Raw genomic sequence first — 26,442 nt, forward strand, 5'->3', positions numbered from 1 at the left:
CGGTGAGTGAATAAATTCTGGGGGAGAGACTATGGATAGGTACCGGAGACACTCCTACCGGGAGAGTATAGGGAAGAAAAGGCATCACAATGAGTATGAGGAATATGCCTATGTGTTAGACTACCTTCCGGACGGGTACATTGACATTGCCAGCGGGAGGAGAACCGGAAAGCCCGTTGCCCAGGTTATTGGTGAGAAGGCCTTTACACTCCTCGAAGTCACTCCAAAGACTGACCTCATGCTCTATGAGAGAGTCTTCATAGGGAAGGGGAACAGGGATAAAATCCTGCTTATAAACAAGAGGATTTCCTACGATGAGCTTACCGACACTGCTAAGGCCGAGCTTCCATACGTTGTTGAGGAGATCGTGAAAAACAACGAGGAGCGCTTTGTGCAGTTCTTCAACATGGCGCCGCCGATAACCAACAGGCTCCATAGCCTTGAACTCTTGCCCGGAATCGGGAAAAAGCACATGTGGGAGATAATAGAGGAGAGGCAGAGAGAGCCCTTCAAGAGCTTTGAGGATCTGAAGCAGAGAGTTAAGGGGCTTCCAGACCCTGTCAAGATGATAGCAAAGAGGATCGTTGATGAACTCCAGGACAAGGACAGGTACAAGCTGTTTGTCGGCCACAGGAGGCTATTCCGCGTATGAGAGACCGCCTCTTCTCAATTATTTATAAGTACAACCTCCACCCAAACCGAGATCTCGGGCAGAACTTTCTGATAGTTCCCGACATAGTAGAGCGCAACATCGAACGGGCAGAAGTGAGCGAGAAAGACATCGTTCTGGAAATCGGACCTGGCCTGGGTGTTCTCACAGACCCGCTTAGCAAAAGGGCAGGGAAAGTGTACGCGATTGAAAAAGACCGCAGGATTGTGGAGATATTGAGAAAGGAATACAACTGGCCAAACGTTGAGATAATAGGGGGGGACGCACTCAAGGTCGTGTGGCCGGAGTTCAACAAGATGGTCTCAAACCTTCCGTACCAGATATCCTCCCCGGTGACGTTTAAACTCCTGAACCGCGAGTTTGAGCGTGCGGTCTTGATATTCCAGCTCGAGTTCGCCGAGAGAATGGTTGCCAAGCCCGGAGATAAGAACTATTCTCGCCTCTCCCTGATGGTCAGGGCGAAGGCTAGGGCAGAACTCGTTGAGCGTATTGGAAGGGGCGCCTTTTGGCCGAGACCCAAGGTTGATTCCGCTGTCGTGGTTCTCGAACCAAAGCCACCAGAGGAGAGGATTGACCTCAATGAAAACCTCGTGAAGGCCCTCTTCCAGCACAGGCGGAGTACGGTTTCGGCCGCCCTTAAGAAATCAGCCCATATGCTTGGACTCTCGAAGGATAAAGTCAAGGAGCTGAGGCAGGTTTTCTCAAGGGTTCCTCATTCAGAGAGAAGAGTCTTTCAGCTGTCCCCCGAAGACGTCCTTGAGATAGAGGAGTTTTTGAAGAAAGAAGGGGTCATAGAGTCCTCTCCAACATCTTCTTGAGCGTTGAATACCTTCTGCGAGACAGCTCCGATAGAGCGCTGAAAAGCTCTGAGAGCCTTTCATCGGAAGTTTTTAATGCTAGGGATGAATAAATCTCGTGCATCACCCTTTGCGTCTCAAGAAGCGTTTTTATAATGTCCTCAATTCTGCCAATTTTTAGAGTTCTCTTCAGGTCTTCCAGAGATAAGATGAGTTCTATTGACTCAACGTTGGTGGGAGAAAGCTCAGAAGTTCCAAACCGTTTCTGGTATTCTGCCATCAGCTTCTCGGCCGTCTCAACGCTCAACTCGGCGAGCCACTCGCAGAGGTTTGAGGCATTATCTCCCCATCTGACTTCCTTCGCGTAGTTCGAGAGAGAATTGCAGGTCTCCGCCAGTTTCAGTTCATTCTGTATCCAGTACGACAGAAGTTCTTGAGGGCTTAGTCTCTGGAGGTCTTCAACTGCTTTCTTCAAGTGGTCATAAGTTCGCTCGCCCATACCCCCTCACACTCTTTACAACACCCAAGCTTTTTTAAAACCTCTCTCCGACCCGAGTACATGATAGTCGCTATCATAGACGGCTACACCGACGAACCAGCGGGTTTGGGAGTCCCCCCTTACCTCGGTATATACCCCAGGTACGCCTACGGCGCTATAAAAAAGGCCAGGAAAGATGCGTCGATTTTCTACCTCACCATAGACGACCTGCGTGCCACGTTTCTGGGTGAGAGGGGGATAGAGACCCGGAACAAGACGCCGAACTTTCCTAAAACTAAAGAAATCCTGGAAAAAGCCGATCTTATAGTTTACATCGGTGGTCTCCACACTCCTGGAAAGTACCTGTCTGCAGTTCCCGGGAGCGTGGAGGAGGTAGCAAGGTTTCTCACCCAGTTCAAAGGAGAGAAAATCCTCGGCGGGCCTGCTTTCATGGGTTCTGCTACCATGGGAGGCATTAAGATAACCAGCAGGGAACTCCAGATTGCTCACCAAGTTTTTGACCACGTTGTCTATGGCGACCTTGAGGCGTTTCTGTTTGACTACCTAACTAACCCAAAGGATGCAGACCCGTTTCGATTTAGAACTTATACTGAATTAAGGGATTATGCAATTATTGGGACGGAGGTCGTTAAGCAGTTCCCTGATTACCCCGACTTTGTCATAGTTGAAATCGAGACCCAGAGGGGTTGTCCCAAGGCTATGGGGATTGGCGGATGCTCATTCTGTACCGAGCCTGTCAGGTATCGCAGAGTGGAAGACAGACCGATTGAGGATGTCGTTGAAGAAGTTAAAGCCCTCTATGCTCTCGGTGTCAGACACTTCCGGGTAGGCAGGCAGAGCTGTATATTCTCCTACATGGCAAAGCCAGATGGCAGGGTCCCTATACCAAATCCCGGGGCAATTGAGAAGCTCTTCCGCGGAATTCGCTCGGTCGCTCCCGAGGTCAAGACACTCCACGTTGACAACGCCAACCCAGCAGTCATAGCAAACTATCCTGAGGAGAGCAGGAGAATAGCGAAGGCCCTGATAAAATACGGCACTCCTGGAAATGTAGTCGCGTTTGGTCTCGAAAGCGCCGACCCAAAGGTTGCAAAGCTCAACAACCTCAACGCCACAGCTGAAGAGACATATGAGGCGGTCAAACTTCTCAACGAAATTGGGGAAAGAAGAGGATACAATGGAATGCCATGGCTTCTCCCGGGCATAAACATAATCTTCGGTCTACCAGGAGAGACAAAAAAGAGCTATGAAATCACATTCCAGTTCCTAAAAAAGATCCTCGATGATGGCTTGATGGTCAGGCGCATAAACATCCGCCAGGTAGTAGTTTTTCCGGGAACACCTCTGTGGCACATGAAGGATAAGGTGAAAGTCGAGAAGCACAAGAAACTTATTCAGCACTACCGCTATAAGATAAGGCACGAGATAGACCTGCCCATGCTCAAGCGTGTTGTCCCTGGGGGAACTGTTCTAAGAGACGTCCGCGCTGAGGTTTTCGATAACGGCCTAACTTATGGGAGACAGATAGGGAGTTATCCACTCATAGTCGGGATGCCCAAGCGGGTTCCCATCAACAAATTCTACGACGTTTTAATTGTTGATCACGGCTTCAGGAGTATAACTGGAATTCCAGTCCCTGTGAACGTGAACAGGGAGAGTCCAAAGGTCTTAGAGTACATACCGGGCATAGGGAAGAAGACTGCCGTGAAAATACTGGCAAAGCGACCCTTTAAGACCCCTGAAGAATTCTTCGACGTTATTGGAGAGGATAAAAAGGATATGCTGAAAGATTTAATCACCCTGTAGAGGTCTGGTTGCCCTCTGGCCATTTGAACCCGATTATGTGCTCGATGAGTGCCACCTCAGCACGGAGAGCGCTGTCTGACTTCCCCTCAAGTACGATCAAGCCTTCTCTCGGCACTGTAATTCTGTTTGTGGTGGCCCCCTCGTTGGGCCCCAGCAACACAACTGCTAGGTGTTTCTTGTTTCCAATGCGGCCCAGCCCAATGAGAGATTTTGTGAAGAACGTCAGGTACCTAATGTCATGCCTTTTCATTGTCTCCTCATATGCATAGGCCTTGGCACTGGCGTTGTCCATGCCCTCCTGAAGGCCCTTCCAGTAGTAGTACCTCTTAAACAGCGTTGAAGTCAGGGCGCTTATCTCAGTGACTGCAGCGGTTCTATCAACACAGCTGCCGACAAATTCTTCAGGAGACGATGAACACAGCTTGACGTTTGTGTCTCCGATGATGATAGTGAACTTCTCGTAGGGTGCTCTGAGGGTCATATTAATATCCACTTCAGGAATTCCCGTAACATAGCCCGTGATGTTTATTGCGTAGCCCTCAGTACCCGCGGGTAGCTTAAAACCCTGGAGGGTTAGATTAACGTATTCTTTGGGTGTGAGGGAGAGGTAACGTCCATCGGGTAGTTTGAAAACCAGGTAGGTTTTAGCAGGTGAAGACTTAGAAGGATGAATGGAATCCTCATAATTTGAGTACCCATACCCCAAGTAGCCGAGGGGGGCGGCAATCAGAATTAGCAGAACTAGAGCAAGGAGGAGCCTTCTGGACACATCAACAACCTCCCAGAAGTTCTAACTAAAGGAAAGAGAAGAAGAGAGGCCTTCAGTGAAGGCCAGCGAGGTACTCCATGAGAGCCTCGGCGGCTGCCTTGGTGCCGTCCCTGTCAGCACCGGCGACGAGGACGACGCCGTGGCCGCCGATGGTCGGGCAGTTGTCGATGTACTTGACGACACCGGCCTTGAGGGTCTCGTTAGCGGCCCACTCTTCGTAGGTAGTCGGGACACCGAGCTTGTCGGCAAGGGCAGCGGTGACCTTGTTGACAACCGGACCACCGACGAGGATGAGGTTGCTGTCAACGCTGTCGAGGCCAGCGGCCATGATCTCGTCGTCGAGGACGGTTATCGGGGTGGTTATCTTGCTGACGACTGCGGCCTTGGCCGGGTCGGGTGTGGCCTTTATGTCGTCGATTGTCCAGCCTTCAAGCTCGTCGCCGACACCGAGCTCCTGGGTGGCGTACTCTGGCTTGAGCGGGTCAATGACAACCCAAGCGGACATAGCGGCGTAGGTCTTGTCGTCGGCCGGGTTCTTCTTCTTCATAATGTCAGCAACGTAGTCAACCTTGTAGGTGTCGAAGAGGTCAACTTCCTTGCCCTCAAGAGCCTCTTTGTTCTGGAGAGCGAACCAATCGAGTTCACCGTTGTTTATGCCGAGCTTGGCTATCCAGCCAGGCATGAACTCGCCGCCGTCGTAGATGCGGGCGATGTCAGTCTGGACTTCGACAAGGGCACTGGTGGTTCCGCCGATACCAATGAAGGTGTCCTTGAGGGTTATCCTTATGCCTCCATTGAAGAGGGTCATTGAATCTGGTGTGTCGGTGTTTGGGTCGGTGTCGAGGGTTATGATCTTGCTTCCAGCCGGGCCGGAGATCTCGAAGAGGGCCTTGACTTGGTTGACGTCAATATCGATAACCTTGACGGTGTAGTCGCCAAAGGTTGCCGTCTCATCCTTGTTGATGTACTTCTCTCCCCAGTCGTTACCGTACTCGATGTAGTCACTGCCGATGTCAAGGACCTTGATGGTCTTGCCGAAGAGGGTGATTGTGTCTCCCTTCTCGACACCCTTAATGACATCAGCCTGGTAGAGGCTGTAAGAGCTGCCCGGCTTAACGTCGCTGACGGTGTAAGTTGTTCCAACGGCACCAAGGACTGGGTCCCAGAGAGTCCTCTTATAAGCGTTCAGGCTGAAGGTCACGTTGGCCACGACATTGTCAACGATAACGGTGAAGTCGCTGAAGTCATCTACGTCAGTGAAGTCAGCGTCGTTGAAGCCCTTGAGCTCAATCTTGCCGATTGATATGGTGTAGTGTATGTTGACGTCAGTAGCGTCGTGCCAGTTGCCGTTCGGGTCCTGCCAGTAGTTGTTGCCGTTTCCGTCCTTCCACTCTACAGCGCCAAAGACGTAGTCAGTGTACCCACTGTCATAAACACCGCCATTCCAAGCTGAAGCTGAGAGGTTGGCGTTGAATATCGGGTTGCCGTTCGCGTCGTAGCTTCCGTTCCACCAGCCTGGGTAGTCGGCAAGGTTTTCTCCAACCCTGTAGTCTCCCCTGTAAGTGTTGTCAAAGACCGGGATGTCAGCCGGGTCGTAGGCGACGTCCTTCTTAACAACAACGCTGGCGTCCTTAACCTTGACGTCCTCCTCAGTGTAGAGCAGGGTACCAAGGGCAACGGCTATGTCGGCAGCTGAAGCGACATCCTGAGCAGCGGCCTGGCTTCCAATAACGATTTTAACGTTGGGCTCTCCGTTCTTAACAAAGAAGTCCTTCGGGATGTTCGGGACTGTCGGCTGAGCGCTGGCAAAGCCGAGGGTTGCGCCAACCATTGCGGCACCGACTGCGAGTGCCGCGATCTTCTTCACCTTCATTCCACAACACCTCCTTGGGTTGTTGGGGCTTTAGCCCCTACTAAAGTGTTGTCATACCTATCTGGCAACTTGGGGTTTAAATACTTTTCGCTTTCAGACCCTTTCAGAGGCCAAAAAAAGCTCGCTGATTGCCGTAAAAATGAAAAGGAGGCTTAACCTAATGCCTACACGTAATTCGCCTTTTGCCGATATTATCTCATCAGCTTGAATGAGGTGTTAGCCTTCTCAATGGCCATGGCTTTAAGCGGCCTGGTAACGAGCTCGTGAGCGAAGCCCGCCAGATCAGAGAGAACACCCTGGATCTCCGATGGGTTTAAATCAACTATTTCTGGCTCTACAACAGATATTGCCACTGGGGCATACTTTCCAGTCAGCTGAAAGGCAGTCTCCACGTCTGAAATGAGTTCCGCGGCCACCAGGAAGCGTTTTCTGTTGGTCTCCTCGTTCTCGCCCTGCTGCTGTATGGCAAATTTGTTTATCCTGCATCCCTCGTACACAAGGGCCTTCTTGAGGTCTGCCTCAACCCTATTCTCGTCCTCTCCGTAAACTTCAACGACAAATCTGTAAAGGAGCATTCTTTCGTCGATTATCAGAGACTCTATCTCCTCTCGGGAATATCCCACCTGTGGCTCTGGCAGTTCGTCAAGTTTTGGATACGCTGCCAGCGGTCCAAACTTCTCCATTAGCTGCCCCATGAGATAGGATACTCCCCCAAGGATTTTTGTCAGATGCTTCGCTGGAATCTCAATGCTATCTGTTGAAACAAGATCAACGGCCGCGGGAGCGTAGCGGATAGCCAGATCAACGAGGACTTCAAACGGCCCCCGGATTCTGGCTTCTATCATCCCCGAGTACGGCAGGAGGTCGTTATCAGGGTCTTCAACTATCTCATCAACGTAGATGTCCCTGATTTCCACATCTTTTTCGGCTTTTAGCGATTCAGCGGTCTGACCCATGGCGCTTTCTAAAGCTTTCCTATCATTGGAAAGACCTTCGATGTAAAAAATAACCTCAATTGGTTCCATTTTCACCACCACATGCCCGGATATTTCTTTTTTGTGTATGTACCAACGATTGGAATGGGTTCCCCGCAGAACCTGCACCTTCCATCATCGGTCACATTGTACTCAACAATCTCAAACCCATAGCGGACTATTAAAGGCTTTCCACACTTGGGGCAGTACGTGTGCTCATCCGGGTGGCCGGGGACATTTCCGACGTAAACGAACTTCAGACCTTCTTCCTTGGCAACGCGGTAGGCCGTCTCAATGGTCTCAACTGGCGTCGGCGGAAGGTGGAGGAGCTTGTAGTGCGGGAAGAAGCGGGAGAAATGAACTGGAGTGTCATCGCCGAGCTCATCAACGACCCAGCGGGCGAAGGCACGGATCTCTTCTTCTTTGTCGTTCAGCGTCGGGATTATGAGATAAGTTAGCTCGACGTGAATCCCGAACTCTTTCTTCGCTATCACAGCCGTTTTCCTGCTCGGCTCCCCACTTGGGACACTGGCTATCTTCATGTAGAACTCATCGTTGAAAGCCTTGATGTCAATGTTCATTGCGTCTATATAGGGAGCCAGCTCTCTGAAAGGTTCTTCGTTGATGTAGCCGTTGGTTATCATAAGGTTGTAGAGACCTTCCTTTTTGGCCAGCTTTGCCGTGTCTAGGACGAATTCGTACCAGATTGTAGGTTCATTATAAGTGTAGGCTATGCTCTCACAGCCGTACTTCTTCGCCATTGTAACGATCATTTCAGGTGTCATGTCGTGGAGGTATGGGAAACTTTCGTCAGCCTGGCTTATCTCCCAGTTCTGGCAGTGCTTGCAGTGCATGTTGCATCCAACGGTGGCTATTGAGAATGCACACGAACCCGGCCAGAAGTGAAAAAGCGGCTTCTTCTCAACGGGGTCGGTCGCTATCGAGGAGACCTTTCCATAGTTGAGCGTGTAGAGCTTTCCACCCATGTTCTTCCTAACTTTACAGGAGCCCCTCTTACCTTCGTCTATGATGCAGTTGAGGGGACAGAGCTTACATCTCACGCGGTTGTTTTCGAGCGGCTCCCACCACATTGCCTCGCGCATGTTCTCACCCAGTTTTTCATAGCTCCCCTTCACGTTTAAGCTTTTGGTATTCGTGGTAGAATTCCCCGAGGGTAAGGAATTCGGCATCCCTTGAAAGGTGGAACTCTATCAGCCTGTGGAGGTTCTCGAGGGCGTTCTTACCAGTCCCAACCCAGCAGTCCGGCCTAAGCCTCCTGCTCATTCTCACGAATTCCCACGGGTGGAATATGTAAACGATGGGGTCTTCAAAGCGTTTGTGAAAGGTTTTTTGGAGTGTCCATGGGAGCCGAGTGACTATAGAGGTCGTAGTTGCAGGGACTTCTAGCAGGCCCGAAATCTCTGAGACCCCCCCTTTCCAGCCCTTGTGTTTTGCCTTCGTTGAATCGACCAAAAATCCAAGCTCTTTGAGTATTGGATAATACTCATCTGGAAACTGAAAGTTAGGAGCTCTAAATGAAACTATTTCCCCAAACCGGGAGAGAATCTCTCTCGCTTCAGAAAGCCGGCGTCTGACCTCATCTCTGGGGAGTCTGTCAAACCTCTCATGCTCAAAACCATGGCAGCCAAGTTCATGGTTTTTTACCGCCCTTTTGGCCAGCTCTGGGAACTCCTCTGCCATTCTTCCAGTAAATAGAAACGTCCCTCTAATCCCTTTGTCTTCCAGGAGATCCATGACCAGCGGCAGGCCTTCCTCCATCCCTCTGGTGGACGAGGCAAACGGTGGACAGTCCTGCTCGACGTCAAACGTGAGGATAACCCGAACCATCCTTTTCCGCCTCCTCCATGGCCTCACGGTAAACCCTCTCAACGGACTTCACGACGACTCTCCAGTCGTAAACTCGTTCCACCCGGCGCTTTCCGAGTTTTCCAAGTTTTTTCTCCAGGTTCTGATTGTTTAAGATTTCGTTGATGGCACTGCTGAGCGCCCTGGCGTTTCCTGGAGGGACTAATATGCCGCAACCGTCCACAATCTCGGGAATACCGCCGACTTTTGTCCCTACTATAGGTGTCCCGCTTGCCATTGCCTCTAGGAGGACTATTCCGAAGGCCTCGCTCAGGCTTGGGAGAACGAAGACATCGCTCGCGCGGTAGTAGAGGGGGAGTATCGAATAGCTGACTGTGCCGAGGAACTTTACCCTGTGGGATATCCCAAGGAGCTTTGCCTTGTTGCGGAGAACGGGCAGCATGCTCCCTGAACCGGCCACCAAGAGGGTCGCATCTACCTCTTTCATGGCTGATATCAGGGTTCCCACTCCCTTTCTAGGTTCAAGACGCCCGACGTAGAGAACAACTTTTCTATTCAGGTTTAGAAGCTCCTTGGCCTCCTCCTTGCCCACTGGAATATCGAATCTTTTGATATTGACCCCGTTGGGAACTATTCTCACCGGTACTCTTGTGAACCTCTTTATGAACTCTCTGGCGGCCTTGCTGACTGCTATTATCCTGTGGGGGCACTTTAAGTGATAGCGGTAGTAGGGATAGCTCATCTTGGACAGGGCACGTATAACGGAGGAGTTCTCGTAGTTTATGCTGTGTGTTGTTACAACACTGCCTTTGCCGAGTTTTCTTGCTGCCATTGCAGCCTTCAGGGAAAGGGGAGTAAACGCATGATGCCCGTGAACGACGTCGTAGTCCTGGATTAACGGCTCGAGCAGGCCGTAACCCTTCGCAAAGGCAGAGATGTTTAGGCTTGCACTAGGAAAAATCTTACCAGGAACTTTGACGAGCCCGATGCCGAGTTCCCTTAGCTCCTCCTCCTTTCCAGTCTTTCTGTCGTTCGTGATTATATCAACCTCATGACCCTTCTCGCGCAGGTACAAGGCAAGATCATGCATATGGACGGCTACACCACCGAGTTTTGGATAGTACCAGTCGCTGACGAGTGCTATTTTGAGGGTCTCCATTTTACCCCGACCTGCAACATCTAGTGCGGACCTTTTAAAACATTTTAATCCTATTTGAAAAATGCTCCCACCCAAGGGGGAAAAGCGGCTCTCCGTCTATATAAACTCCTTTCCCCTCCTTAACCTGCCCAATAACAGTGAAATCAACCTCAAGCTCTGAAATCTTCTCCGATGGCACGGTAAAGAGAAGCTCAAATTCCTCCCCGCTTGCGAGGGCTATCTCAACGGGACTCTTACCAATGGCTTCTGCCACTTCCCACACTTCCTCACGTATCGGAAGCTTCCAGGAGCTTATCTCAATCCTAACCCCACTCATTTTAGAGATCAAATGAAGTTCCTTTGAGAGGCCATCGCTTATGTCTATAGCCGAGTTCGCAGATTTGCTGAGGAGAATCCCTTCCTCAACCCGTGCCCTGGGTTCAAGGAACTTTTCGTAGAGGGCTTTTCTGGTGCTCTCAGGCACTTTGAGGCCGTACTTCCATGCAAGATAGCCGGCGAACGCCCGCCCGATATCTCCGGTAACACACACAAGATCGCCGGGCTTCGCACCCGACCGAGTCAACAGTCGTTTAGTTCTTCCAAGGGCAATACCGTCTATTATCAGGTCATCCGCCTCATTGGTGTCCGCACTTAGAACGGGGATTTCATAGTAATCGATGGCCTTTCCTATGCCCCTGGCGATTCCTTCAAGGTAGTCCTCGTCTAATCCCCGAGGGAGTCCAAGAGAGAATAGAAAACCGATTGGTTCAGCCCCCATAGCTGCAACGTCGCTCACGTTCATGGTCACGGCTTTGAACCCAGCCTGTTCGGGCGTCATTATGTCTGGAACATCTGTTCTACTAACGAGCATGTCATTCGTGGCAACGAGCCATCCGTCCCCAATTTTTAGTGCGCCGGCATCGTCTCCAAGGGGAAGCTCACCCTGCCTTTTAAGGTGCTTGAGGAAGAGGGCTATGATTTCTGATTCCCTCAACGTTTCACCCCCAGGAACTCAGTTATGCTCCTCTGTTTGGGCTTTTCTTCAACATCGGGGACTTCAACCTCGATGGTTTCTAGGTCTTCAATTCTCGCGTTCTTGATTTCCTCAGGAAGCAGTATTTCACCGTACTTCCCGCCACCGCCGGGAATTACTACCAGCTTTCTATTCCTGTACGCCCAGACTGCTTTTGCAACATCCTCGTGGATCTTGGCAAGCTCCTCAACAGGGGCATCAACCAGAACACTTATCTCACTCCCAAACTCTCTCAGAAACCTCTCCCAGACGAGCCTAACGGCCTTGGTCTCGACTCCTTTGTCGAGAACCATCGCAATAATCTCTGCGAGGGGAGCAAGGTGCAGGTAGGGCGGTCTATCTTTTGGCCGTTTCGTGGTGTCTGCAAGCTCAAGGATTCTGTCCCTCACACCCTTCTTTATTCTCCCGCCGCACTTTGGACACTTCCAGTGGTAAGCCTTTGCTTCTTCCAGGGTATACTTCGTGTAACAGCGGGAGCACGCGGTGAGGTGGTACTTGCCGAGCCTGGGGTCGAGACCCGCGTTGAGGACGATCTTTCTCCTGCGCTTCAGTATTGCCTTCCGAATTTCTTCGAAGGTCGCGTCCTTGACCTCAAAGCGGTTGAACTCCCTTCCAAGCCTGTGAGGCATCGGTGAGTGAGCGTCGCTGTTGCTCAGGTAGGTAAGTTTGTGGTGGGCCTTTATCATATCTGCCATCTCGCTGTCCGCCGAGAGGCCTAGCTCGAGATAGTGAATTTTCGCTCCATTGTACGCCTCCTTCAGAGAATCATACTCCTTGTAGAGGCTTGTCCAGGGAGTGAATGCATGGGCAGGGCCTATCAAAACATCAAGTTCGTTGGCTAAATCGGCAATCTCCGCCGCCGAAAGAGTGAGATGGGGTCTTCCCTCGCTCTCGATGTCGGAGGAATAGGACTTAAGCCTCTCCCTCATCTCGCGGACGGTTTCGATGCTCGGGAAAATAAGAACGTGATGAACCCTTCGGCTATCTTCAACCTCTGTCGTGAGGAGAAACCTGATGCCGTTCCTCTCGTAGGTTCCCTCATCAACTTTTTTAACGTATTTGAGGAGTTCTTTTTCCCAGTGAGGGTTGAGGATGTCTCCAGTGCCCACAATTTCAAGCCCCTTAAAGCGGGCGTTTTCGGCTAAGTTGGGAATAGTCATTGCTTTTGAGACAGCCTTCGAGTAGTGTGAGTGTATGTGAAGGTCGGCATCGATTATCATAGGATCACCTCAGTCTATGTACATTCCCTCAAGGCCGCGGTAGTAGGCACGGTATATGTCCCTTTTGGTTACCACACCAACAAGCTTCCTGTTGGTTGGGCTTTCCACTACTGGGAGGAGGTTCTGGTCATAGGCCATTATCTTTTCAAAGGCGTCCTCGGCCGTTTCAGTCGGGTAAGTGACGGTGTAGATTCTGTTCAAAAACCTCTCTACTTTCAACCTTTTCACAGATGAGGGTCTCTTCAGGATGTCCTTGATGCCTATTATGCCTACAACGTTGAGGTTTTCATCAACAACAGGGAAGCAGTCATGGCCTGTCTCTCCAATTAGATGCTCAACGTCGAATAAGGTCATGTCCTTTGTTACGTAAACTGGGTTTTTGCTCATTATCTCGCCAACTGAGATCGTCTCAAGAACCACTGGCCTTCCCGTCCTAACGCGGTAGCCCTTCCTCAGGAGCTTGAGGGTGTAGATGGACTCCCCTCTCAGGAAGAACCTCGCCGTCAGAAAGCCCATCGTGGCTGATGTCATGACTGCCGGCAGAACAGCATAGCTCCTCGTAAGTTCGGTCACCATGAGGATCTGTGTTATCGGTGCCTGTGTCATGCCGCTGAAGAAGGCCGCCATTCCGGCGAGGGCATAAACCGTTAGGTTTGGGGCGAGGGCAGGAAACAGATGTTTAACAAGAATGCCAAAAGCAGCTCCAAACATCGTTCCTATATAAAGACTAGGGGCAAAGACACCACCACTGTTACCTGAACCCACTGTCAGCGCCGTGGCCAGCATCTTCACTATTCCAAGTGCAATTAGAAGGCCCAAGGTGAGCTTTCCATAGAAGGCCAGCGTCATGCCGTTGTATCCTATGCCAAAGATGCCGTAATTGGGAAATAGCATTCCGAGAAAACCAACTCCGAGGCCACCGATTACCGGCTTTAAAAGCGGGTTGACCTTCAGGTTCTCAAAGACGTCAAAAACCCGGTAGATAAACTTTGCATAAAAAGCCGCAAGGATTCCAAGGAGCAGACCGAGGATGAAAAAGAAAGGAAGCTCGAAGAGTGTATGCCCAAGGTTCCCGGGGATTTCGACCTCAAAGGCCCGTTTGAGGATTGCCAGAGTAACGGCGTTTCCGGTGACGGCAGAGATGAATATAGGCACAAGGTTAACCGAGAAGGCACCCATATAGACAACCTCAAGGGCGAACATTGCACCAGCCATTGGGGTATTGAAAGTCCCTGCTATTCCAGCCGCCAACCCACAGGTAACAAGGAGCTTCTTCATTTCCTTTGAGAGATTGAACCATCTAGTGAGGATTGAAGTTAGGGCGGCACCTATGAAGCCTATCGGTCCTTCCCTGCCCACGCTCCCTCCAGAACCGATGGTTACCGCGGTTGCCACTATTTTTGCTACAGCGAAACGGCCGGGAATGTTGCCCCCTCTGAAGATAACTGCCTCAATGACCTCAGGTATGCCGTTTCCCCTTATGTCAGGGAATTTCACAACAAGGACTGTAACTAGAAGGGCACCTATGGTAGGTAAGAGGATATAACCCGGGTTCACACCATCAACTTCATACGAGACTAGGGGCAGGAGCCGGCCAAAGAAGAACTCGCGAGTCCATGCTATTAAAACCCTGAAGATAACTGCACCTAATCCCCCAACTAATCCCGCAAGGAGAGAAAATCCGAGGACTGCAACCCACTTCCTTACGTAGTGGCCGTTTGATGTGCCCATAGCATCTATCCTTACACATCTTGGGGGCTTAAGCTTTTATACCCACCGCCCCAACTGGTTTTGGTGAAGACTGTGAAAGTTGAAGGATTTGTAGCTGCACTCAGAGAAGCCGAGACGATAGGTGAGCTCTTTAAGATACTCCGGGAGAAAGGCGCCCCCGTTCTCGAACTGGACGGCCAGAAGTTCCTCATAGTTGTTGAGGGCGACTTCGAGGGCAGACCCTTCTGGACTGAGATAAACGGTGAGAAGGCCAACCAGGCGCTCGGTGATGCAATGCTCAACTCGTCGAGCTTCCCCTTCAAGTGCAAGAAGCCCTACACGGGTGGAAACGTCATATTCGTGAACTTCGAGGACATAGAGGTCGAGAAGTTCCTGGTTGCCTACCGCGACCCCGACTACGGCATCTTCTACCTCGTCGAGAACGGTGAGGCAAAGGAGATAACAAAGGAAGAGTACGAGAAGCTCCTTCCAGAGATGCCTGAGTTCAAGATAAAGGGAATGAGCGAAGAGCAGATGGACATGATGGGTGCGTTTTTTGGATGAAAAAGGGAAAGGCTCATCCGGAGCCTTTCAGCTCCTTTATCTTCTCCTTTGTCTCCTGTATCCTCCCGACCTTCTGAGCGGCTTTCTCTGCCTTTGCCTTCTCTATCTCGGCCTTGAATGCCCACTTGAGGAGCGGCGGTGTTATCAGCACTGACACTGTAATGAATATCAGCGTGGCCGCTATGAACTTGGGAGCGTCGCTTGATGGTATTGCCCCGCCGTGGATTGCTACCATGAGGTCAACGAGCGCCACTTCAGTCCTTGGAATAGACCCTATGCCCATCTGGAGCGACATCCAGAAGTTCTCCCGCGTGAAGAGGAAGTCCCTGCCCCTGCCCCATGCCGTTATCCACGCTCCAAAGCCCCTGCCAACGATCTTTCCGACTATGGCTATGACTGATAGAACTGCCGCGAGGGTGATTGCATCGCCGTGCTCGAAAACCTTGAGGTTGAGCATGGCTCCAGTGTGGATGAAGAAGAATGGAATGAGGAGGCCGTAGCCTATCGCTCTAACGTCTTCCATTATGCGCTTACCTTCTGGGAGCTTTGAGAGTATAAGGCCCATCATGAAGGCGCCTTCAATTGCCGCTGCAAACCACCCTTCGGCTAAAGCCGCGAAGAGGAACATCAGACCTACTGCCATTCCTAGGATGCCCTTCTCCACGTGGAGCCTCTCGGCGAACCTGATGTAGTAGTCGATGAAGTACCACCCAAGAACACCCGTTATGATGAAGAAGACCACTATCTTGATGCTCAGTTCGAAGAGGCTCCCCGTTCCGACGGCAAATATGACAAGGGCTATGCCGAGGAAGTCGTCCATGACGCTCGCGCTCAGGGAGGCAGCTCCAACCTCGCTCCTCAAAACGCCGAGATCCATCATGACTCTCACTGTCAGTCCTATGCTGGTCGCCGTCAGGAGAACACCGCCTGCAAATGCCTCCCTGCTCGGGTAGCCCATGGCCATGAGCGCCCACCAGCCGAGAACGAGCGGAACGAAGACTCCGAGAACAGTAGAAACCGTCGCCGTGAGGCCAGTCTTCTTGAGCTGTTCTATGTCGGTGTCAAGAGCACCCAGAAAGAGCAGGAAGATTATACCAAGCTTCGCCAGAAACTCAGCGATTTGACTTAAGGCAGACTCATAGCCTATCCCGCTGACAATGGGCAGATAATCAGGAGCAATAATACCGAAGTAAACGAGGTTACCGAGGATCATACCCATTATAAGCTCGCCCAGGACTCCGGGGAGCTCAAAGCGCTCTATTATGCTGTCGCCGATTTTGGCCAGGATGAGGGCGATTCCTATCGTTGCCAGAAGCCAGGTTACTCCTTCCATTGGGCACCACCCACCCTCAGCAGTCTGAGGAGCTCGTCTATCAGAATCCTCAGGCTTATTTCGCCGACCAGCCTCTCCCCTTCGACCACAGCCAGAACCTGGACCTTGTAGCGCCTCATCTTGGTTAGTGCATCGAGAACCGTCGCCTCTTCCTCAATCGTTAGAGGGTGCCTGTCTGCGACGTCCTCAGCCTTGGTCGCACCACCGAGAAGAGACCTCATGCTCCTGCTCGTCATTCCGAGCTTGAACCTGTGGGATTCTGGCGGAAGGAGGATGTCAATGACGTCCATATAGCGTATAACTCCAACCAGCTCCATGCTATCCCTGTCCTTCACGACCCAGACGTGGTGCCTCGTCCTGAGGAGCTTGAGGACGTTGAGGAGGTCAGAATCTGCGGTCACGATGGGTATGGTGTCAATCTTTGGCATTATCTCAGAGACTTTGAGTGAGTGGAACTTTTCAAGGGCCGCTTCAACATCCATAAGCCTCACCGGAGGGAAAATTTTGAAAAAGTCCTCTTAAGGGTTTCTGAATTGTGAACAACACGGGAGCACAGAAAAATGCATTTTTTCACGGTGATGGATACTGAAAAAAGAACGCAGAAGGTTTAACGGCCGAATTTTGCCATAGCACCTATGAAGTAAAAGAGAAGCTTAGCGGCTGTCAACGCCGTCGGATCACCGAGCTTTTCACCTGCAACCTCCATTATGTCAAAGCCCGCTATCTCCTTCTTCTCGGCCAGCCACTCTATGGCCTTAACTACGTCCCAGAACCCCAGTCCTCCAGCCTCAGGAGTTCCAGTAGAGGGCACCATCGAGATGTCAAAGACGTCGATGTCTATTGAAAGGTACACCGGCTCGGGAAGGGCCTCTACGAGGTCAACGAAGGCGTCAAAGCTGTAATCCCTCGCGTGCACCCATCTTATTTCACTCTCTTCAGCGTATTCCACTTCCTCCTTCGTCCCGCTCCTTATCCCGAACATCGCCTCCCTTATTCCGAGCTCGATTATCCTTCTCGCGACGCAGGCGTGGTTGTATGGGTTGTCTTCATATGAGTCTCTCAGGTCGAGGTGGGCATCGAAGACGATGTAGCTTGCTGGCTTCAGTGCTTCAACCGCTCCAAGCGTCTGGGAATGTTCCCCGCCGAGGAGTATTGGAACGGCCTTTGGGTTTACCTTCTTAAGCTCTTCAATGGTCTCCCTAACCCTGTCGGCTGTTCTCCTCGGGTCCCCAGCTACGACTGCCACGTCTCCAATGTCGGCTATCGGAAGCTCCGCTATGTCAATGTCGTAGTCGAGGATGTAGCTCTCAAGGTTCAGGGTTGCCTGCCTTATCAGTGTCGGCCCGAAGCGTGCCCCAGCTTTGTAGCTCGTAGTCCCGTCGAAGGGAACCCCCAGCAGGACAAACCCAGCATTCTCCGGCTCCACAAGCGGGAACTCCAGCTTGAGTGTCTCGTAAGTGTAAAGGAACTCCATTCTCTCACCTGGAAGCAAAAATAGAAGGGGGCTTAAAAGCCTTCACCTGACTATCATCACGGGGGGCTTTATCTCTCCTACAATGTCCTCAAGCAATGAACCTATCCTGGTCTTACCGCTTTTTCCGTACGCACCCATCACTACGAGGGAGTACTTCCCGCTGTTCGCTTCCTCAAGGACTTTCTCACGGGCGCTCCCCTCGACAATCCTGAAGGAGCAGTTGATTCCTTCCCTCTGTCCAAGCTCCAAGAGAGCGGAGATAACGTCGTGAATGCTCTTCTTCATCTCCTTCCATGCGGTCTCCTCAAATCTCTTGAGTTTTTCAACGTCGCCGCTCCTCATGGCAAGGCTTACAGCTATGGCTTGAGCTTCCCTTCTGTCGAGGGCCGAGAACAGTATAACCTTAGCTCCTTTTTTCTTCGCCACCGAAAACGCATGAAGAGCTGCCTTCTGGCTCCACTTCGAGCCGTCCACAAGCACGAGTATCCTCATATCCACCACCTCACAGACCAACGTACCTCAACCAGATTATAGCCGTCCCTATGGCCACAGTCGTTATCATAATCGTCATGCCAACCTTCAGGAAGTCGTTGAACGTTATCCTTATACCCTCACGGTGGGCTATACCTATGACGACAACGTTTGCACTGGCACCTATGGCAGTACCATTCCCTCCGAGGCACGCTCCCAGTGAGAGCGCCCACCAGAGCGGGTACGTATTCAAGTGGTTGCCCATTGCCTTTATCAGAGGTATCATAGTCGCTGTGAATGGTATGTTGTCAACTACGGCGCTTGAGAACGCTGAGAACCATGAAATGGCTAGCACTGCTTCGCCTTCGCTGTGAATGTGGCTAACCATCCAGTTGGCGACCTGGGCAATCGCTCCGGTCTCTACGAGGGAGCCGACTATTATAAAGAGGCCGCCAAAGAAGAATAGTGTCGCCCATTCGACTTTCTCAAGTGCGTGTTCGGGTGACGCTCTGCTCCAGAGGAGCAGTATTGAGGCTCCGGTGAGGGCTATAACCGCTGGTTCAACGCCAAGTTTGTCGTGGAAGAAGAAGCCTATGATTACCCCTATGAGTACTACTATTGACTTCCTAAAGAGCACTGGGTCTCTGATGGCATCGTTTTCGTCCAGCGACATTATCGTCATCCTGATGCCTTCTTCGTTCTCCTTGTGAGAGTTCATCTCAGCGCGATAAGCGAGATAAATTATGCCAACAGTTGCAAAGAGGTCAATGAACGCTATGGGCCCCATGTTGAGGATGAATTCGTTGAAGCTGAGGTTAGCTGCGGAGCCTATCATAATGTTGGGCGGGTCACCAATGAGCGTCGCTGTTCCACCGATATTCGAAGCAAACACCTCCGAGAGCAGAAACGGTATTGGGTTCACGTCCATTTTCTTTGTTATGTACAGGAGCATTGGCGTCAGGAGAAGGACCGTTGTGACGTTGTCGAGGAACGCGCTGACGACGGCCGTTACCACCGAGAACAGAAGGAGGACTTTCATCGGGCTTCCCTTTGAGAGTTTGGCAGTCTTTATGGCTATGTACTCAAACAGTCCGCTCTCCCTGGCCACGTTCACAACAACCATCATTCCCGCGAGGAGGAGTATTGTGTCGAGGTCAAGATACTCTGGCACCTTTTCCCACGGAACTATCTTGATCAGGAGCACCAGGGAAGCCCCGACCATTGCCGCTACTGTACGGTGTATCCTTTCGCTCATTATGACACCATAAACGCCTATGAATATTGCCAGCGCTATCAGTTCCATTGGCTCCATTTTTACCACCTCAGTAGAGGACTACGGGTTTTTCCACATGCTGGACTATTCTGAAGACAACGGGGCTTACACGGTGTGTTTTTGTCGCCTCCGAGCCGTACCGACGGGAAATTACGAGCAGATCATACTCCTTGGATAGGTCTTTGACATATTCAGCTTTGTCACCGAACGCAATTTTTCTGTTGAACTTGAAGTTCAGCTCATCCAGCTTCTTCTCAACGTCTCTCAGGAAAGTCTCTGCGAAAGCTATCTCTTTTTCCCTAAATTCCTCTGCTGCTTCTTCTCCGAGCGTTTCCTGTATCATTTTGAGAACACCCTCGTCGATTACGTAAACCACCTGCACGGTTGCTTCGTTGAATGCTGAAATTGTCTCATAGACCTCCTCGGAAACCTTGCAGGAAAACCTGTCAAAGGCCAGGAGAACAGAGTTTATTTCTGGAATCACTAGCTCCTCCTCGGTTAAAAAGAAGTTCTCGTAGGCCTTGAGTATTTCCTCGTAACGGGTTCCAGCGATGTTGTTAAACTTTCTAAGTATGATATCGTGAAGCCAGCCCATAAATACCCCCAGCTCGGGGAGAAAAAGCCCTTTTAAATGAGTTTCGTTTCAAGTTAAAACCCAAAGGGTGTGAAAGAAAAACAGAAAGGATCACTCGCCCCTGATCTTCTTTATCTGTATCCTGCCGAGGGTTTCCCAGTACTCGACGGTTATTCCCTCGGTGAGCTGATCCTTGACCTCGTCGTCAACGCCGCCCTCTATTGGGACGTCGAAGGTCTCGTAGGTTTCCATATCCATGAGCTGGACGGTGTCGGGGGTTATGGCGATAATCTGGCCGACGCGCTTGTCGATGATCGGGACGTCAACTTCAGCGCTGGTTGGCTTGACGATGCTCCTGACCTTACCGTCGAAGATGCCGACGGCCTCAATTCTGGCCTTGGCAGAACCGTGCTTTCCGGGTGAAGAGACCGTAACGTTGACGATCCTGCACGGCTCGCCGTCTATAATTATGTACCTGCCCGGCTTGAGCTTGCTGACCTGAACCTTAGTCTTGTCTCCCATCTCACATACCTCCCACAAACGTTCTGGCTTCCATAGGAGAGTGTATTTAAAAAATTTTTGAAAAGGGGGACTACCTCTGTCTCCCTCCTCCGAGAAGTATGCCGTTAAATGCTACGGGCACTAATAGTATTAGGCCGATAATGGCTGCGAGTTTCATTGTCAGGGGACCAGTAAATGAATAGTAAAGGGAGACAAGTCCTATCACAAGCATTACTGCGGCCCCGAGAGCAGTTAAGAGCCTCTCGTTGGATTGGAGCACCTTGAGGGCCGGATAGGCTTCAAGGGCCGCCAGAAGTCCGATTATGCTGAAGGGGAGAAAACCAAGGATCTTGAAAAGCGTTTCGTTCCCTATAACTGCAGCCGTTGCAAGGCTCAGTATCGAAACTACCGCCAGTGCGCTTCTCCTGCTGGTCTGGATAACTTCGGCTGTCATTTGGGCACCCATCTCTATAAGGACTATCACCGTTGTAAAGCCTGCCAAGTAGAGAGAAACCATCAGAAGATACACCAGAACACGGGATTTGGGGATAACCTCAAGGAGAACCGCCGGTATTAGGTAAAAAGTTTTTATTGAGTCGTAGACGGAGACGGATGGGTTCTCCGTGTAGGTCTTCAACATCTGGAACTTCTGGTAGAATCTAAAGACCTCCTTTGAAGGCACGTTGGGGTTGTGAACCGCGTTCTCAAAGGCCTGGAAGGACGCTCCGAGGGAGTAAGCAACGGCATAGGAAGCTGCAATGCTCAGGATTATTTGAAGGACAAAGACCCCAAGTAAAACCCTGCCTATCTTCAGCTCCTCTGGGGAAAAACTTCCGATCACGTAATAAACGCCAGCGCCCAAACCGAACGCCAGTATAATTCCAGAAAGGAAGACAGTCAGTCCCTGAACATCAAGGGGGGAGTCAAGGGACCACATCTGTGAGAACACATGATCCATGTACAACTTTGCCTGCTCTGAGACTATCACTGAGGAAGCCTCGTTGCGTATCTGGAAAACAGAAACCAGTGTGAGAACTATCACAAGAACGGAGAGAGCCGCTAGAAGCTCAACAGTTCTGCCCTTTGCCATGAGCAGGAGCAGCGCCGCTATCAGGATTGTCAGGAGTGCCAGAAGTACTATAAAGCTGCTGTCCTGCCCGAGAAGGAATATCAATGCCCATCCTGAGAGATACGAGGTAATCCCCGCGACGAAAACAAGGAACAAAACAAACGTTATCATTAACCCCGGAGTACGCGAGACCTTGAACATGAACTCGTAGGGCAGATATCTAGTCCTTTTAGTGCTCTCGACTTCCGAGCGAATTAGGATAAGGGCAATGACGGAGACTAGTGTTCCTATCATCATCCCCTTAAGGCCGAAAATTATGCTGTATTTGGGCAGGAGAATGTAGTTCACTATTCCAATGATGTAACCGGTTATCAACAGCGCCATCAGTGCATTGATCTTTCTCATCTTTATCACCTTATGGTGCTGTATATTTGATGATACATGTAGCAATTGAATCAAAAGATAAAAGCTTTTTGGGATTAGGAATCAAGAAATTTAAACCCAATGATTACATTAATCCAGAGTGTTCAAAGTCCGAGGGCAGCCTCAAAGTTTACAAGGATCTCGTTTACTACCGTCCACGCCATGAGCGGCTCGCGGTACAGGCTGACTTTCTTTCCCTCAATGGGCCTTGTGAAGTCACCGTGCGGAAAACCCCCAACTACAACAGCCGGGTTCTTGTGGGAAGCTAAGATTTCTCCGAACGACCTGGGCCTTATTAGCTCTCCTTCCTCGTGCATTACGAAGACCGTATCAGGGGTTATACCTTCAAGCAGGGACTCAAGTGGTTTCTTTTCCATTCTCAAAAGCTCCAGCTCTTCTGGAACCGCGCCCTTCTTAAAGAGGCTCTCCATCAGGCCCAGGAATCTGTTGTAGTTTCTGGGAAGCCGTGTTTCAGGCTTTATGTGTATCACCTCGTCGTTTCTCGTGTGGACGTAGACCCTCAGGAGGCCCTCTTTGTTCGCTATGCTCTCAAGGGCGTTGAGGAGGCAGATGTGGACTATGTCGGGCCTTCCGCGCCTGTCCCCGTCCGGGAGCTTCTTCAGTGCCGCGTGGTGGTAAGTGCTGTCCAGTATCACCTCTTCTGGCTTCTTCTTCCGTCTTCTTGCGTAGTTCACGACTGCCGGGTGATCCCTAATGCTCTCCGGAACCAGCTCAAGCTCCGCCTCAGCTATTATCAGGTGAAGCATTCCCCTCCACCTCCGTTAACATTATCCCCCTGTCACGGATTTCTTCAATTATTCTGGAAAACGTGTCTATCCTCATTCCCAGTATCTCAGGTGGTATCACACCATAAATGCAGCTTCCTTCCACCACTATCCTCGCTATTATTGCCGCGGTAAAGCCCGTGACCCTGCTCATCGATGTGAAACCATCCTTTTCCTCATCGTAGAGGAGGTAGGACATCCTCTTTCTTTCCCCATTTTCAACGCCTTCTCCCTCAACCAACATTATCGAGAAGTCCGGGCTTTCAAAGCTCATGAGGGGAGCGATGACTTTCAGCGTGAAGTCTAGGTTCTCTTCCCTGAAAAATCCCAACTCGCGGAGAACTTTCATCTTCTCAAGATGGCCCGGCCAGCGGAGCGTCCACTCCTCAAGGGTTTCGGCACTTACACTTTCCAGCAGGCTTCTCAGACCGTCGCTTAGGAAGGCCTCGAACCCCATGTCGTTTATGTTGACCCCCCTGACTTCACTCAGTGGATCCACGGTAGTAACGGCACCGTCCCTGATTACCCTCGCCGGCCTAGTGTATTCTTCAATCAAGTCTTTAGGTGACCATGTAATTCTGTAATAAAGTGGGGGCTTTGGATCCTTGGGCAGTCCTCCCACCCATATCCTTCCTTCCTCAAGAGTATCAAGCTGATTCCAGATTCTACCCATTAGGATGTGGCTCAGCCCCGGTGCAAAGCCAGCGTCAAAGATAACAGTCACATTCGCCTTTTCGGCTTCCTCTCTCAGCTCAAGCGGGTTTTCAGGCATGAAAGAAACGTCAACCATATCGACGCCCGCCTTGATGGCCGCTTTGATTGACCTGTAGCCAAACCTTCCAGGCAGGGCCCCGACAACGAGGTCAAAACCCTTCATCGCCTCGACGAGTCCTTCGAAGTTGACCGCGTTAACCTTCAGGGGAGTGGCGAACTCCCCAACTGCCTTCAGCTTCTCGTCGTCTATGTCCCCGACGTAAACGTCAAACTCATCCTTCAAATCCCAGGCAACGGCCCTTCCAACGTTGCCCGCACCTAGAACCAGAACCTTCATCATATCACCATCCTGACTTATGGAAGCATGGCCTTATAAGGTCTCCCGACGTAAATTAAGGCGAAGAAGTAAAAGGTGCCGTGCCCGCTATGCTTGAGTTCCTTCGGAGAAAGCGCCTTCGAAGAGAGAACGAAGATGAAAAGGCCCTGCTCCACATAAGCGACACACCCGAGAGGGCTTACCCCAGGATAGCGCAGCTTATAGATGAGCTTCATCCGGAGTACATAGTCCACACTGGAGACCTCGTTGACAACATAAAGCTTGAGAGAAGGCCCGACCTGAAACCTCTCTACGCTGGGGGAGTTAGAAAGCTCGCGAGGATTTTGAAAGGCTCAGGGGCGGAGCTTTACGTTGTTCCGGGCAACGAGGACGATCCGGAGATCCTGAAAGAGTATTTCGAGGATTCAGTGGTAGAACCCGGCACCGTCGTCGAGATAGGGGGAGTAAAATTTGCACTTGGACACAAGCCTGAGGAAGTTGCAAGATTGAATGCAGATTTCAAGCTCTACGGCCACAACTTCAAAGTTATGCCCAGAGGGTTAAACGGCCTCAGAAGTATCAACATCGTATTTCTTCCCTCAAAGCGGGTTGTAAAGATAAGTTATCCCCCCGGCACCGACACTCACAGGGGTTACAAGCTCTGGAGGGGATTGTGATGAGGTTTATGCGGTTCGGCCCTTCAATCCTGTTTTTACGGACCCCCCACCCTGAGGCGGTCAGCGAAGGCATCACGAAGATATTCGGAGTTGAGCCAATTCCAACGGATCAGGCAATCAAGGATAGCAGTGAGTTTGAGACCCTTCTCTTTGTCACCGCCGAATGGCAGAAGGAGACGATACCTCCCGAGGTGGGGTTTTTAATAAGGGACTCTGCCCGCTCTGTTCTGGCAGCCATCATAAACAACGACCTCCCGATAGAGAAAGTCCACGTGGAGAGTACGATAATATTCCTTAGAGTTCCTGAAAAAGTCGAAGAAGCCCTGAAGTTCCTGTCTGAGGAGCTCAACGGCGAAGTAATGTCGCTTAGGGATGCTCTTGATGAAGGCGAAGCCCGAGACACTGTTATAGCGGTGACAAGAAAGAGACTCTCCTGTCCTATCGGACCAGAGGAAGTCGAGGGTGCAGTCCTCGTCAGGGAGCACTTCCTGAAGGTATACCGCCGCTTGAGCATAGAGGCGCCAATGCTCCTCCTCAAGCTGATGTCGGAGTGGAATGAGGTCACAATAAAGATTTATGACACAGCGAAGAGGTACGAAGAGAACATCTCAAGGCTCATGATGGTTCTCGAAGACCTCGACCTCGGTTTCGTTGTTGGCGAAGGCTGGGACTGGGATCATCCTAGGCCGTTCATGCGCGTTCCCGTTTACAAGCTCAAGCTCCTGACGTGGGAAGACCCGGTAAAGGTGAAGTTCTTCCTGAAGGGTCTCGAATACAGGGGCTACAACAGGTTCTGCGATATAGACGTCTTCGTGGGAGGGAAGAAGATAGACTGGATAAAGCTCGGGAAGTTCGACTCTAAGTTTGAGCTGGCAAAAGCCGCGAGGGAAGAGCTGGAAAAACACCTGAGCGAGGACGTAAAGAAAAGGCTGCACGAGATTGAAGAGGAGCTTTTGAAGGAAACCAAGGAGGAAAAGAGCTAGAGCTTCTTAATCTTCGCAACGAAGAAGCCGCTCGTCCCGTGCCTGTCGGGATAGAAGCGCCTTGCCTTCTTTATCTCCTCGCTCAGCTCAATGCCGAAGGGCTTTGTCAGGGCCGGCTCGCCGTACCGAAGGGGGAGAAGTTCAACATCAAAGTTGTCCAGAACCCACTGGATAACTAGCTCGTTCTCCTCGGGCTCAAGGGAGCATGTGGAGTAAACCAGGACGCCGCCTTTTTTGAGGACACTCAGGCCCTTCTCAAGGAGCTTCATCTGGAGGCCCTGGCAGAACCTCACGTCTTCCATTGTCCTGTTGGCTTTTCTCTCAGGGTTCTTGTGGATAGTTCCAGAGCCTGTGCAGGGTGCATCGAGGAGGATTTTGTCGAACTCAATGCCTAGTTCATCTATGTGGAGAGAAGAGCTGTGGAAGAGGATTGTATTGGTAACGCCCAGCCTTGAAAGGTTGAGCCTTGTCTCCTTCAGCCTGTCCTCGCCAACATCGAAGGCGTAGATTATCCCTTCGTTCTCCATCAGCTGGGCCATGTAGGAAGTCTTCCCGCCGGGGGCGGCGGCCATATCGGCGACGACTTCACCGGGCTTTGGGTCAAGGGCAACGGGGGGATACATGGAGCTCGCTTCCTGGATGTAGAGAAGGCCGCTTAGATATTCAGGGGTCGAGGTTATCGAGAACGGCTCCCTCGTGAGGCAGAAGCCCTCCCTCGCCCAGAGGACGCGTCTGAACTGGAAGCCCTTCTTGTTGAGGAGCTTCGTGAGCTTTGGAACTTCTATCCTAAGAGTGTTAACGCGGAAGCACCTCGGCAGAGGTCTTTCCATGGCCTCAGCTATCGCTAAGGCCCTCTCGCCCCAGAGCTGATAATAGCGCTCCGCGAAGGTCTTTGAGTAGCCGAGGGAAAACAACTTTTCGAGCATGTTGGGAGTTGGGGAGGGGGTTTAAAAGGTTCGCCGTTTGTGA

Annotated in this window: 27 protein-coding genes; 6 read left to right on the forward strand and 21 right to left on the reverse strand. The window is 51.2% G+C overall.

The annotated features are described in order from the left end of the window. The first annotated feature begins 31 nt into the window (after positions 1-31). On the forward strand, positions 32-652 hold the full coding sequence (locus tag A0127_RS00590; protein WP_062386510.1) for a DUF655 domain-containing protein: 621 nt from the start codon (positions 32-34) through the stop codon (positions 650-652). Beyond that, a complete protein-coding gene (rsmA, locus tag A0127_RS00595; RefSeq protein WP_062386512.1) occupies positions 649-1,488 on the forward strand; it encodes a 16S rRNA (adenine(1518)-N(6)/adenine(1519)-N(6))-dimethyltransferase RsmA in 840 nt (279 codons plus the stop codon). Before A0127_RS00590 ends, rsmA begins: the two co-directional genes overlap by 4 nt. On the opposite strand, the gene A0127_RS00600 is transcribed toward rsmA, so the two are convergent. Further along, positions 1,460-1,966 (reverse strand): ferritin family protein, encoded by a 507-nt coding sequence (locus A0127_RS00600; protein ID WP_062386516.1) that lies wholly within the window; start codon positions 1,964-1,966, stop codon positions 1,460-1,462. The genes rsmA and A0127_RS00600 overlap by 29 nt on opposite strands. 60 nt (positions 1,967-2,026) lie before the next feature. Here A0127_RS00600 and A0127_RS00605 point away from each other — a divergent pair, with 60 nt between their 5' ends. Further along, on the forward strand, positions 2,027-3,772 hold the full coding sequence (locus A0127_RS00605) for a radical SAM protein (protein ID WP_062386519.1): 1,746 nt from the start codon (positions 2,027-2,029) through the stop codon (positions 3,770-3,772). Here A0127_RS00605 and A0127_RS00610 read toward each other — a convergent pair. From A0127_RS00610 to A0127_RS00650, 9 genes are all read right to left on the reverse strand, one after another. Continuing rightward, positions 3,762-4,541, reverse strand: a complete 780-nt coding sequence (locus A0127_RS00610; RefSeq protein ID WP_062386521.1) for a hypothetical protein — start codon at positions 4,539-4,541, stop codon at positions 3,762-3,764. The two genes, A0127_RS00605 and A0127_RS00610, sit on opposite strands and share 11 nt — an antisense overlap. 52 nt (positions 4,542-4,593) lie before the next feature. Beyond that, on the reverse strand, positions 4,594-6,414 hold the full coding sequence (locus A0127_RS00615; protein ID WP_062386526.1) for an S-layer protein: 1,821 nt from the start codon (positions 6,412-6,414) through the stop codon (positions 4,594-4,596). Positions 6,415-6,605: 191 nt separating this feature from the next. Further along, the gene (locus A0127_RS00620) at positions 6,606-7,439 is read right to left on the reverse strand and encodes a hypothetical protein (RefSeq protein ID WP_062386530.1); all 834 of its coding nucleotides are present in this window, start codon (positions 7,437-7,439) and stop codon (positions 6,606-6,608) included. A 2-nt stretch (positions 7,440-7,441) separates the two neighbouring features. Beyond that, complete coding sequence (amrS, locus tag A0127_RS00625; RefSeq protein ID WP_062386533.1) at positions 7,442-8,491, reverse strand: AmmeMemoRadiSam system radical SAM enzyme; 1,050 nt, start codon at positions 8,489-8,491, stop codon at positions 7,442-7,444. Positions 8,492-8,507: 16 nt separating this feature from the next. Continuing rightward, on the reverse strand, positions 8,508-9,236 hold the full coding sequence (locus A0127_RS00630) for a polysaccharide deacetylase family protein (RefSeq protein WP_062386537.1): 729 nt from the start codon (positions 9,234-9,236) through the stop codon (positions 8,508-8,510). Then, entirely contained in the window at positions 9,211-10,374 is a 1,164-nt protein-coding gene (locus tag A0127_RS00635) for a glycosyltransferase family 4 protein (protein ID WP_062386540.1), read from the reverse strand. Before A0127_RS00635 ends, A0127_RS00630 begins: the two co-directional genes overlap by 26 nt. 34 nt (positions 10,375-10,408) lie before the next feature. Beyond that, on the reverse strand, positions 10,409-11,347 hold the full coding sequence (locus tag A0127_RS00640; RefSeq protein ID WP_062386543.1) for a thiamine-phosphate kinase: 939 nt from the start codon (positions 11,345-11,347) through the stop codon (positions 10,409-10,411). Next, complete coding sequence (locus tag A0127_RS00645; protein WP_062386546.1) at positions 11,344-12,606, reverse strand: TIGR00375 family protein; 1,263 nt, start codon at positions 12,604-12,606, stop codon at positions 11,344-11,346. The genes A0127_RS00640 and A0127_RS00645 overlap by 4 nt, the downstream gene beginning before the upstream one ends. A gap of 9 nt (positions 12,607-12,615) precedes the next feature. Continuing rightward, on the reverse strand, positions 12,616-14,337 hold the full coding sequence (locus tag A0127_RS00650) for a chloride channel protein (RefSeq protein ID WP_062386548.1): 1,722 nt from the start codon (positions 14,335-14,337) through the stop codon (positions 12,616-12,618). A gap of 72 nt (positions 14,338-14,409) precedes the next feature. On the opposite strand from A0127_RS00650, the gene A0127_RS00655 reads away from it, so the two are divergent. Then, on the forward strand, positions 14,410-14,880 hold the full coding sequence (locus A0127_RS00655; protein ID WP_062386552.1) for a hypothetical protein: 471 nt from the start codon (positions 14,410-14,412) through the stop codon (positions 14,878-14,880). Between the two features lie 13 nt (positions 14,881-14,893). On the opposite strand, the gene A0127_RS00660 is transcribed toward A0127_RS00655, so the two are convergent. From A0127_RS00660 to A0127_RS00705, 10 genes are all read right to left on the reverse strand, one after another. Continuing rightward, on the reverse strand, positions 14,894-16,213 hold the full coding sequence (locus A0127_RS00660) for a cation:proton antiporter (RefSeq protein WP_062386555.1): 1,320 nt from the start codon (positions 16,211-16,213) through the stop codon (positions 14,894-14,896). Further along, positions 16,201-16,695, reverse strand: coding sequence for a CBS domain-containing protein (locus tag A0127_RS00665; RefSeq protein ID WP_062386571.1), 495 nt, complete (start codon positions 16,693-16,695; stop codon positions 16,201-16,203). The genes A0127_RS00660 and A0127_RS00665 overlap by 13 nt, the downstream gene beginning before the upstream one ends. 125 nt (positions 16,696-16,820) lie before the next feature. After that, the gene (gene speB, locus A0127_RS00670; protein WP_062386574.1) at positions 16,821-17,687 is read right to left on the reverse strand and encodes an agmatinase; all 867 of its coding nucleotides are present in this window, start codon (positions 17,685-17,687) and stop codon (positions 16,821-16,823) included. Positions 17,688-17,729: 42 nt separating this feature from the next. After that, positions 17,730-18,179 (reverse strand): universal stress protein, encoded by a 450-nt coding sequence (locus A0127_RS00675; protein ID WP_062386577.1) that lies wholly within the window; start codon positions 18,177-18,179, stop codon positions 17,730-17,732. Positions 18,180-18,189: 10 nt separating this feature from the next. Further along, entirely contained in the window at positions 18,190-19,470 is a 1,281-nt protein-coding gene (locus A0127_RS00680) for an ArsB/NhaD family transporter (RefSeq protein ID WP_062386580.1), read from the reverse strand. Positions 19,471-19,480: 10 nt separating this feature from the next. Beyond that, positions 19,481-20,026, reverse strand: a complete 546-nt coding sequence (locus A0127_RS00685; protein ID WP_062386584.1) for a universal stress protein — start codon at positions 20,024-20,026, stop codon at positions 19,481-19,483. Positions 20,027-20,116: 90 nt separating this feature from the next. Continuing rightward, on the reverse strand, positions 20,117-20,527 hold the full coding sequence (locus A0127_RS00690; protein WP_062386587.1) for a translation initiation factor IF-5A: 411 nt from the start codon (positions 20,525-20,527) through the stop codon (positions 20,117-20,119). A 70-nt stretch (positions 20,528-20,597) separates the two neighbouring features. After that, complete coding sequence (locus A0127_RS00695) at positions 20,598-21,980, reverse strand: sodium-dependent transporter (protein ID WP_062386591.1); 1,383 nt, start codon at positions 21,978-21,980, stop codon at positions 20,598-20,600. 122 nt (positions 21,981-22,102) lie between these two features. Further along, positions 22,103-22,765, reverse strand: coding sequence for a 16S rRNA methyltransferase (locus A0127_RS00700; protein ID WP_062386594.1), 663 nt, complete (start codon positions 22,763-22,765; stop codon positions 22,103-22,105). Continuing rightward, on the reverse strand, positions 22,743-23,834 hold the full coding sequence (locus A0127_RS00705) for a saccharopine dehydrogenase family protein (protein WP_062386597.1): 1,092 nt from the start codon (positions 23,832-23,834) through the stop codon (positions 22,743-22,745). Before A0127_RS00705 ends, A0127_RS00700 begins: the two co-directional genes overlap by 23 nt. 80 nt (positions 23,835-23,914) lie before the next feature. Here A0127_RS00705 and A0127_RS00710 point away from each other — a divergent pair, with 80 nt between their 5' ends. Continuing rightward, positions 23,915-24,490, forward strand: a complete 576-nt coding sequence (locus A0127_RS00710) for a metallophosphoesterase family protein (protein WP_394347088.1) — start codon at positions 23,915-23,917, stop codon at positions 24,488-24,490. Next, positions 24,490-25,473 (forward strand): hypothetical protein, encoded by a 984-nt coding sequence (locus A0127_RS00715; RefSeq protein ID WP_062386605.1) that lies wholly within the window; start codon positions 24,490-24,492, stop codon positions 25,471-25,473. Before A0127_RS00710 ends, A0127_RS00715 begins: the two co-directional genes overlap by 1 nt. Here the strand turns inward: A0127_RS00715 and A0127_RS00720 are convergent. Next, positions 25,470-26,399, reverse strand: a complete 930-nt coding sequence (locus A0127_RS00720) for an NOL1/NOP2/sun family putative RNA methylase (RefSeq protein ID WP_062386607.1) — start codon at positions 26,397-26,399, stop codon at positions 25,470-25,472. The two genes, A0127_RS00715 and A0127_RS00720, sit on opposite strands and share 4 nt — an antisense overlap. Positions 26,400-26,442: the final 43 nt, after the last annotated feature.

The sequence above is a fragment of the Thermococcus peptonophilus genome (genome assembly GCF_001592435.1).
In the GTDB taxonomy this organism is placed as follows: Archaea; Methanobacteriota_B; Thermococci; order Thermococcales; family Thermococcaceae; genus Thermococcus; species Thermococcus peptonophilus.

What these genes read in the sequence shown, in the direction of transcription:
- A0127_RS00590 (WP_062386510.1), top strand. Translation starts at nt 32, where the DNA reads ATGGATAGGTACCGGAGACACTCCTACCGGGAGAGTATAGGGAAGAAA.
- rsmA (WP_062386512.1), top strand. Translation starts at nt 649, where the DNA reads ATGAGAGACCGCCTCTTCTCAATTATTTATAAGTACAACCTCCACCCA.
- A0127_RS00600 (WP_062386516.1), bottom strand. Translation starts at nt 1,966, where the DNA reads ATGGGCGAGCGAACTTATGACCACTTGAAGAAAGCAGTTGAAGACCTC.
- A0127_RS00605 (WP_062386519.1), top strand. Translation starts at nt 2,027, where the DNA reads ATGATAGTCGCTATCATAGACGGCTACACCGACGAACCAGCGGGTTTG.
- A0127_RS00615 (WP_062386526.1), bottom strand. Translation starts at nt 6,414, where the DNA reads ATGAAGGTGAAGAAGATCGCGGCACTCGCAGTCGGTGCCGCAATGGTT.
- A0127_RS00620 (WP_062386530.1), bottom strand. Translation starts at nt 7,439, where the DNA reads ATGGAACCAATTGAGGTTATTTTTTACATCGAAGGTCTTTCCAATGAT.
- amrS (WP_062386533.1), bottom strand. Translation starts at nt 8,491, where the DNA reads ATGCGCGAGGCAATGTGGTGGGAGCCGCTCGAAAACAACCGCGTGAGA.
- A0127_RS00630 (WP_062386537.1), bottom strand. Translation starts at nt 9,236, where the DNA reads ATGGTTCGGGTTATCCTCACGTTTGACGTCGAGCAGGACTGTCCACCG.
- A0127_RS00635 (WP_062386540.1), bottom strand. Translation starts at nt 10,374, where the DNA reads ATGGAGACCCTCAAAATAGCACTCGTCAGCGACTGGTACTATCCAAAA.
- A0127_RS00645 (WP_062386546.1), bottom strand. Translation starts at nt 12,606, where the DNA reads ATGATAATCGATGCCGACCTTCACATACACTCACACTACTCGAAGGCT.
- A0127_RS00650 (WP_062386548.1), bottom strand. Translation starts at nt 14,337, where the DNA reads ATGGGCACATCAAACGGCCACTACGTAAGGAAGTGGGTTGCAGTCCTC.
- A0127_RS00660 (WP_062386555.1), bottom strand. Translation starts at nt 16,213, where the DNA reads ATGGAAGGAGTAACCTGGCTTCTGGCAACGATAGGAATCGCCCTCATC.
- A0127_RS00665 (WP_062386571.1), bottom strand. Translation starts at nt 16,695, where the DNA reads ATGGATGTTGAAGCGGCCCTTGAAAAGTTCCACTCACTCAAAGTCTCT.
- speB (WP_062386574.1), bottom strand. Translation starts at nt 17,687, where the DNA reads ATGGAGTTCCTTTACACTTACGAGACACTCAAGCTGGAGTTCCCGCTT.
- A0127_RS00675 (WP_062386577.1), bottom strand. Translation starts at nt 18,179, where the DNA reads ATGAGGATACTCGTGCTTGTGGACGGCTCGAAGTGGAGCCAGAAGGCA.
- A0127_RS00680 (WP_062386580.1), bottom strand. Translation starts at nt 19,470, where the DNA reads ATGGAGCCAATGGAACTGATAGCGCTGGCAATATTCATAGGCGTTTAT.
- A0127_RS00685 (WP_062386584.1), bottom strand. Translation starts at nt 20,026, where the DNA reads ATGGGCTGGCTTCACGATATCATACTTAGAAAGTTTAACAACATCGCT.
- A0127_RS00690 (WP_062386587.1), bottom strand. Translation starts at nt 20,527, where the DNA reads ATGGGAGACAAGACTAAGGTTCAGGTCAGCAAGCTCAAGCCGGGCAGG.
- A0127_RS00695 (WP_062386591.1), bottom strand. Translation starts at nt 21,980, where the DNA reads ATGAGAAAGATCAATGCACTGATGGCGCTGTTGATAACCGGTTACATC.
- A0127_RS00700 (WP_062386594.1), bottom strand. Translation starts at nt 22,765, where the DNA reads ATGCTTCACCTGATAATAGCTGAGGCGGAGCTTGAGCTGGTTCCGGAG.
- A0127_RS00705 (WP_062386597.1), bottom strand. Translation starts at nt 23,834, where the DNA reads ATGAAGGTTCTGGTTCTAGGTGCGGGCAACGTTGGAAGGGCCGTTGCC.
- A0127_RS00715 (WP_062386605.1), top strand. Translation starts at nt 24,490, where the DNA reads ATGAGGTTTATGCGGTTCGGCCCTTCAATCCTGTTTTTACGGACCCCC.
- A0127_RS00720 (WP_062386607.1), bottom strand. Translation starts at nt 26,399, where the DNA reads ATGCTCGAAAAGTTGTTTTCCCTCGGCTACTCAAAGACCTTCGCGGAG.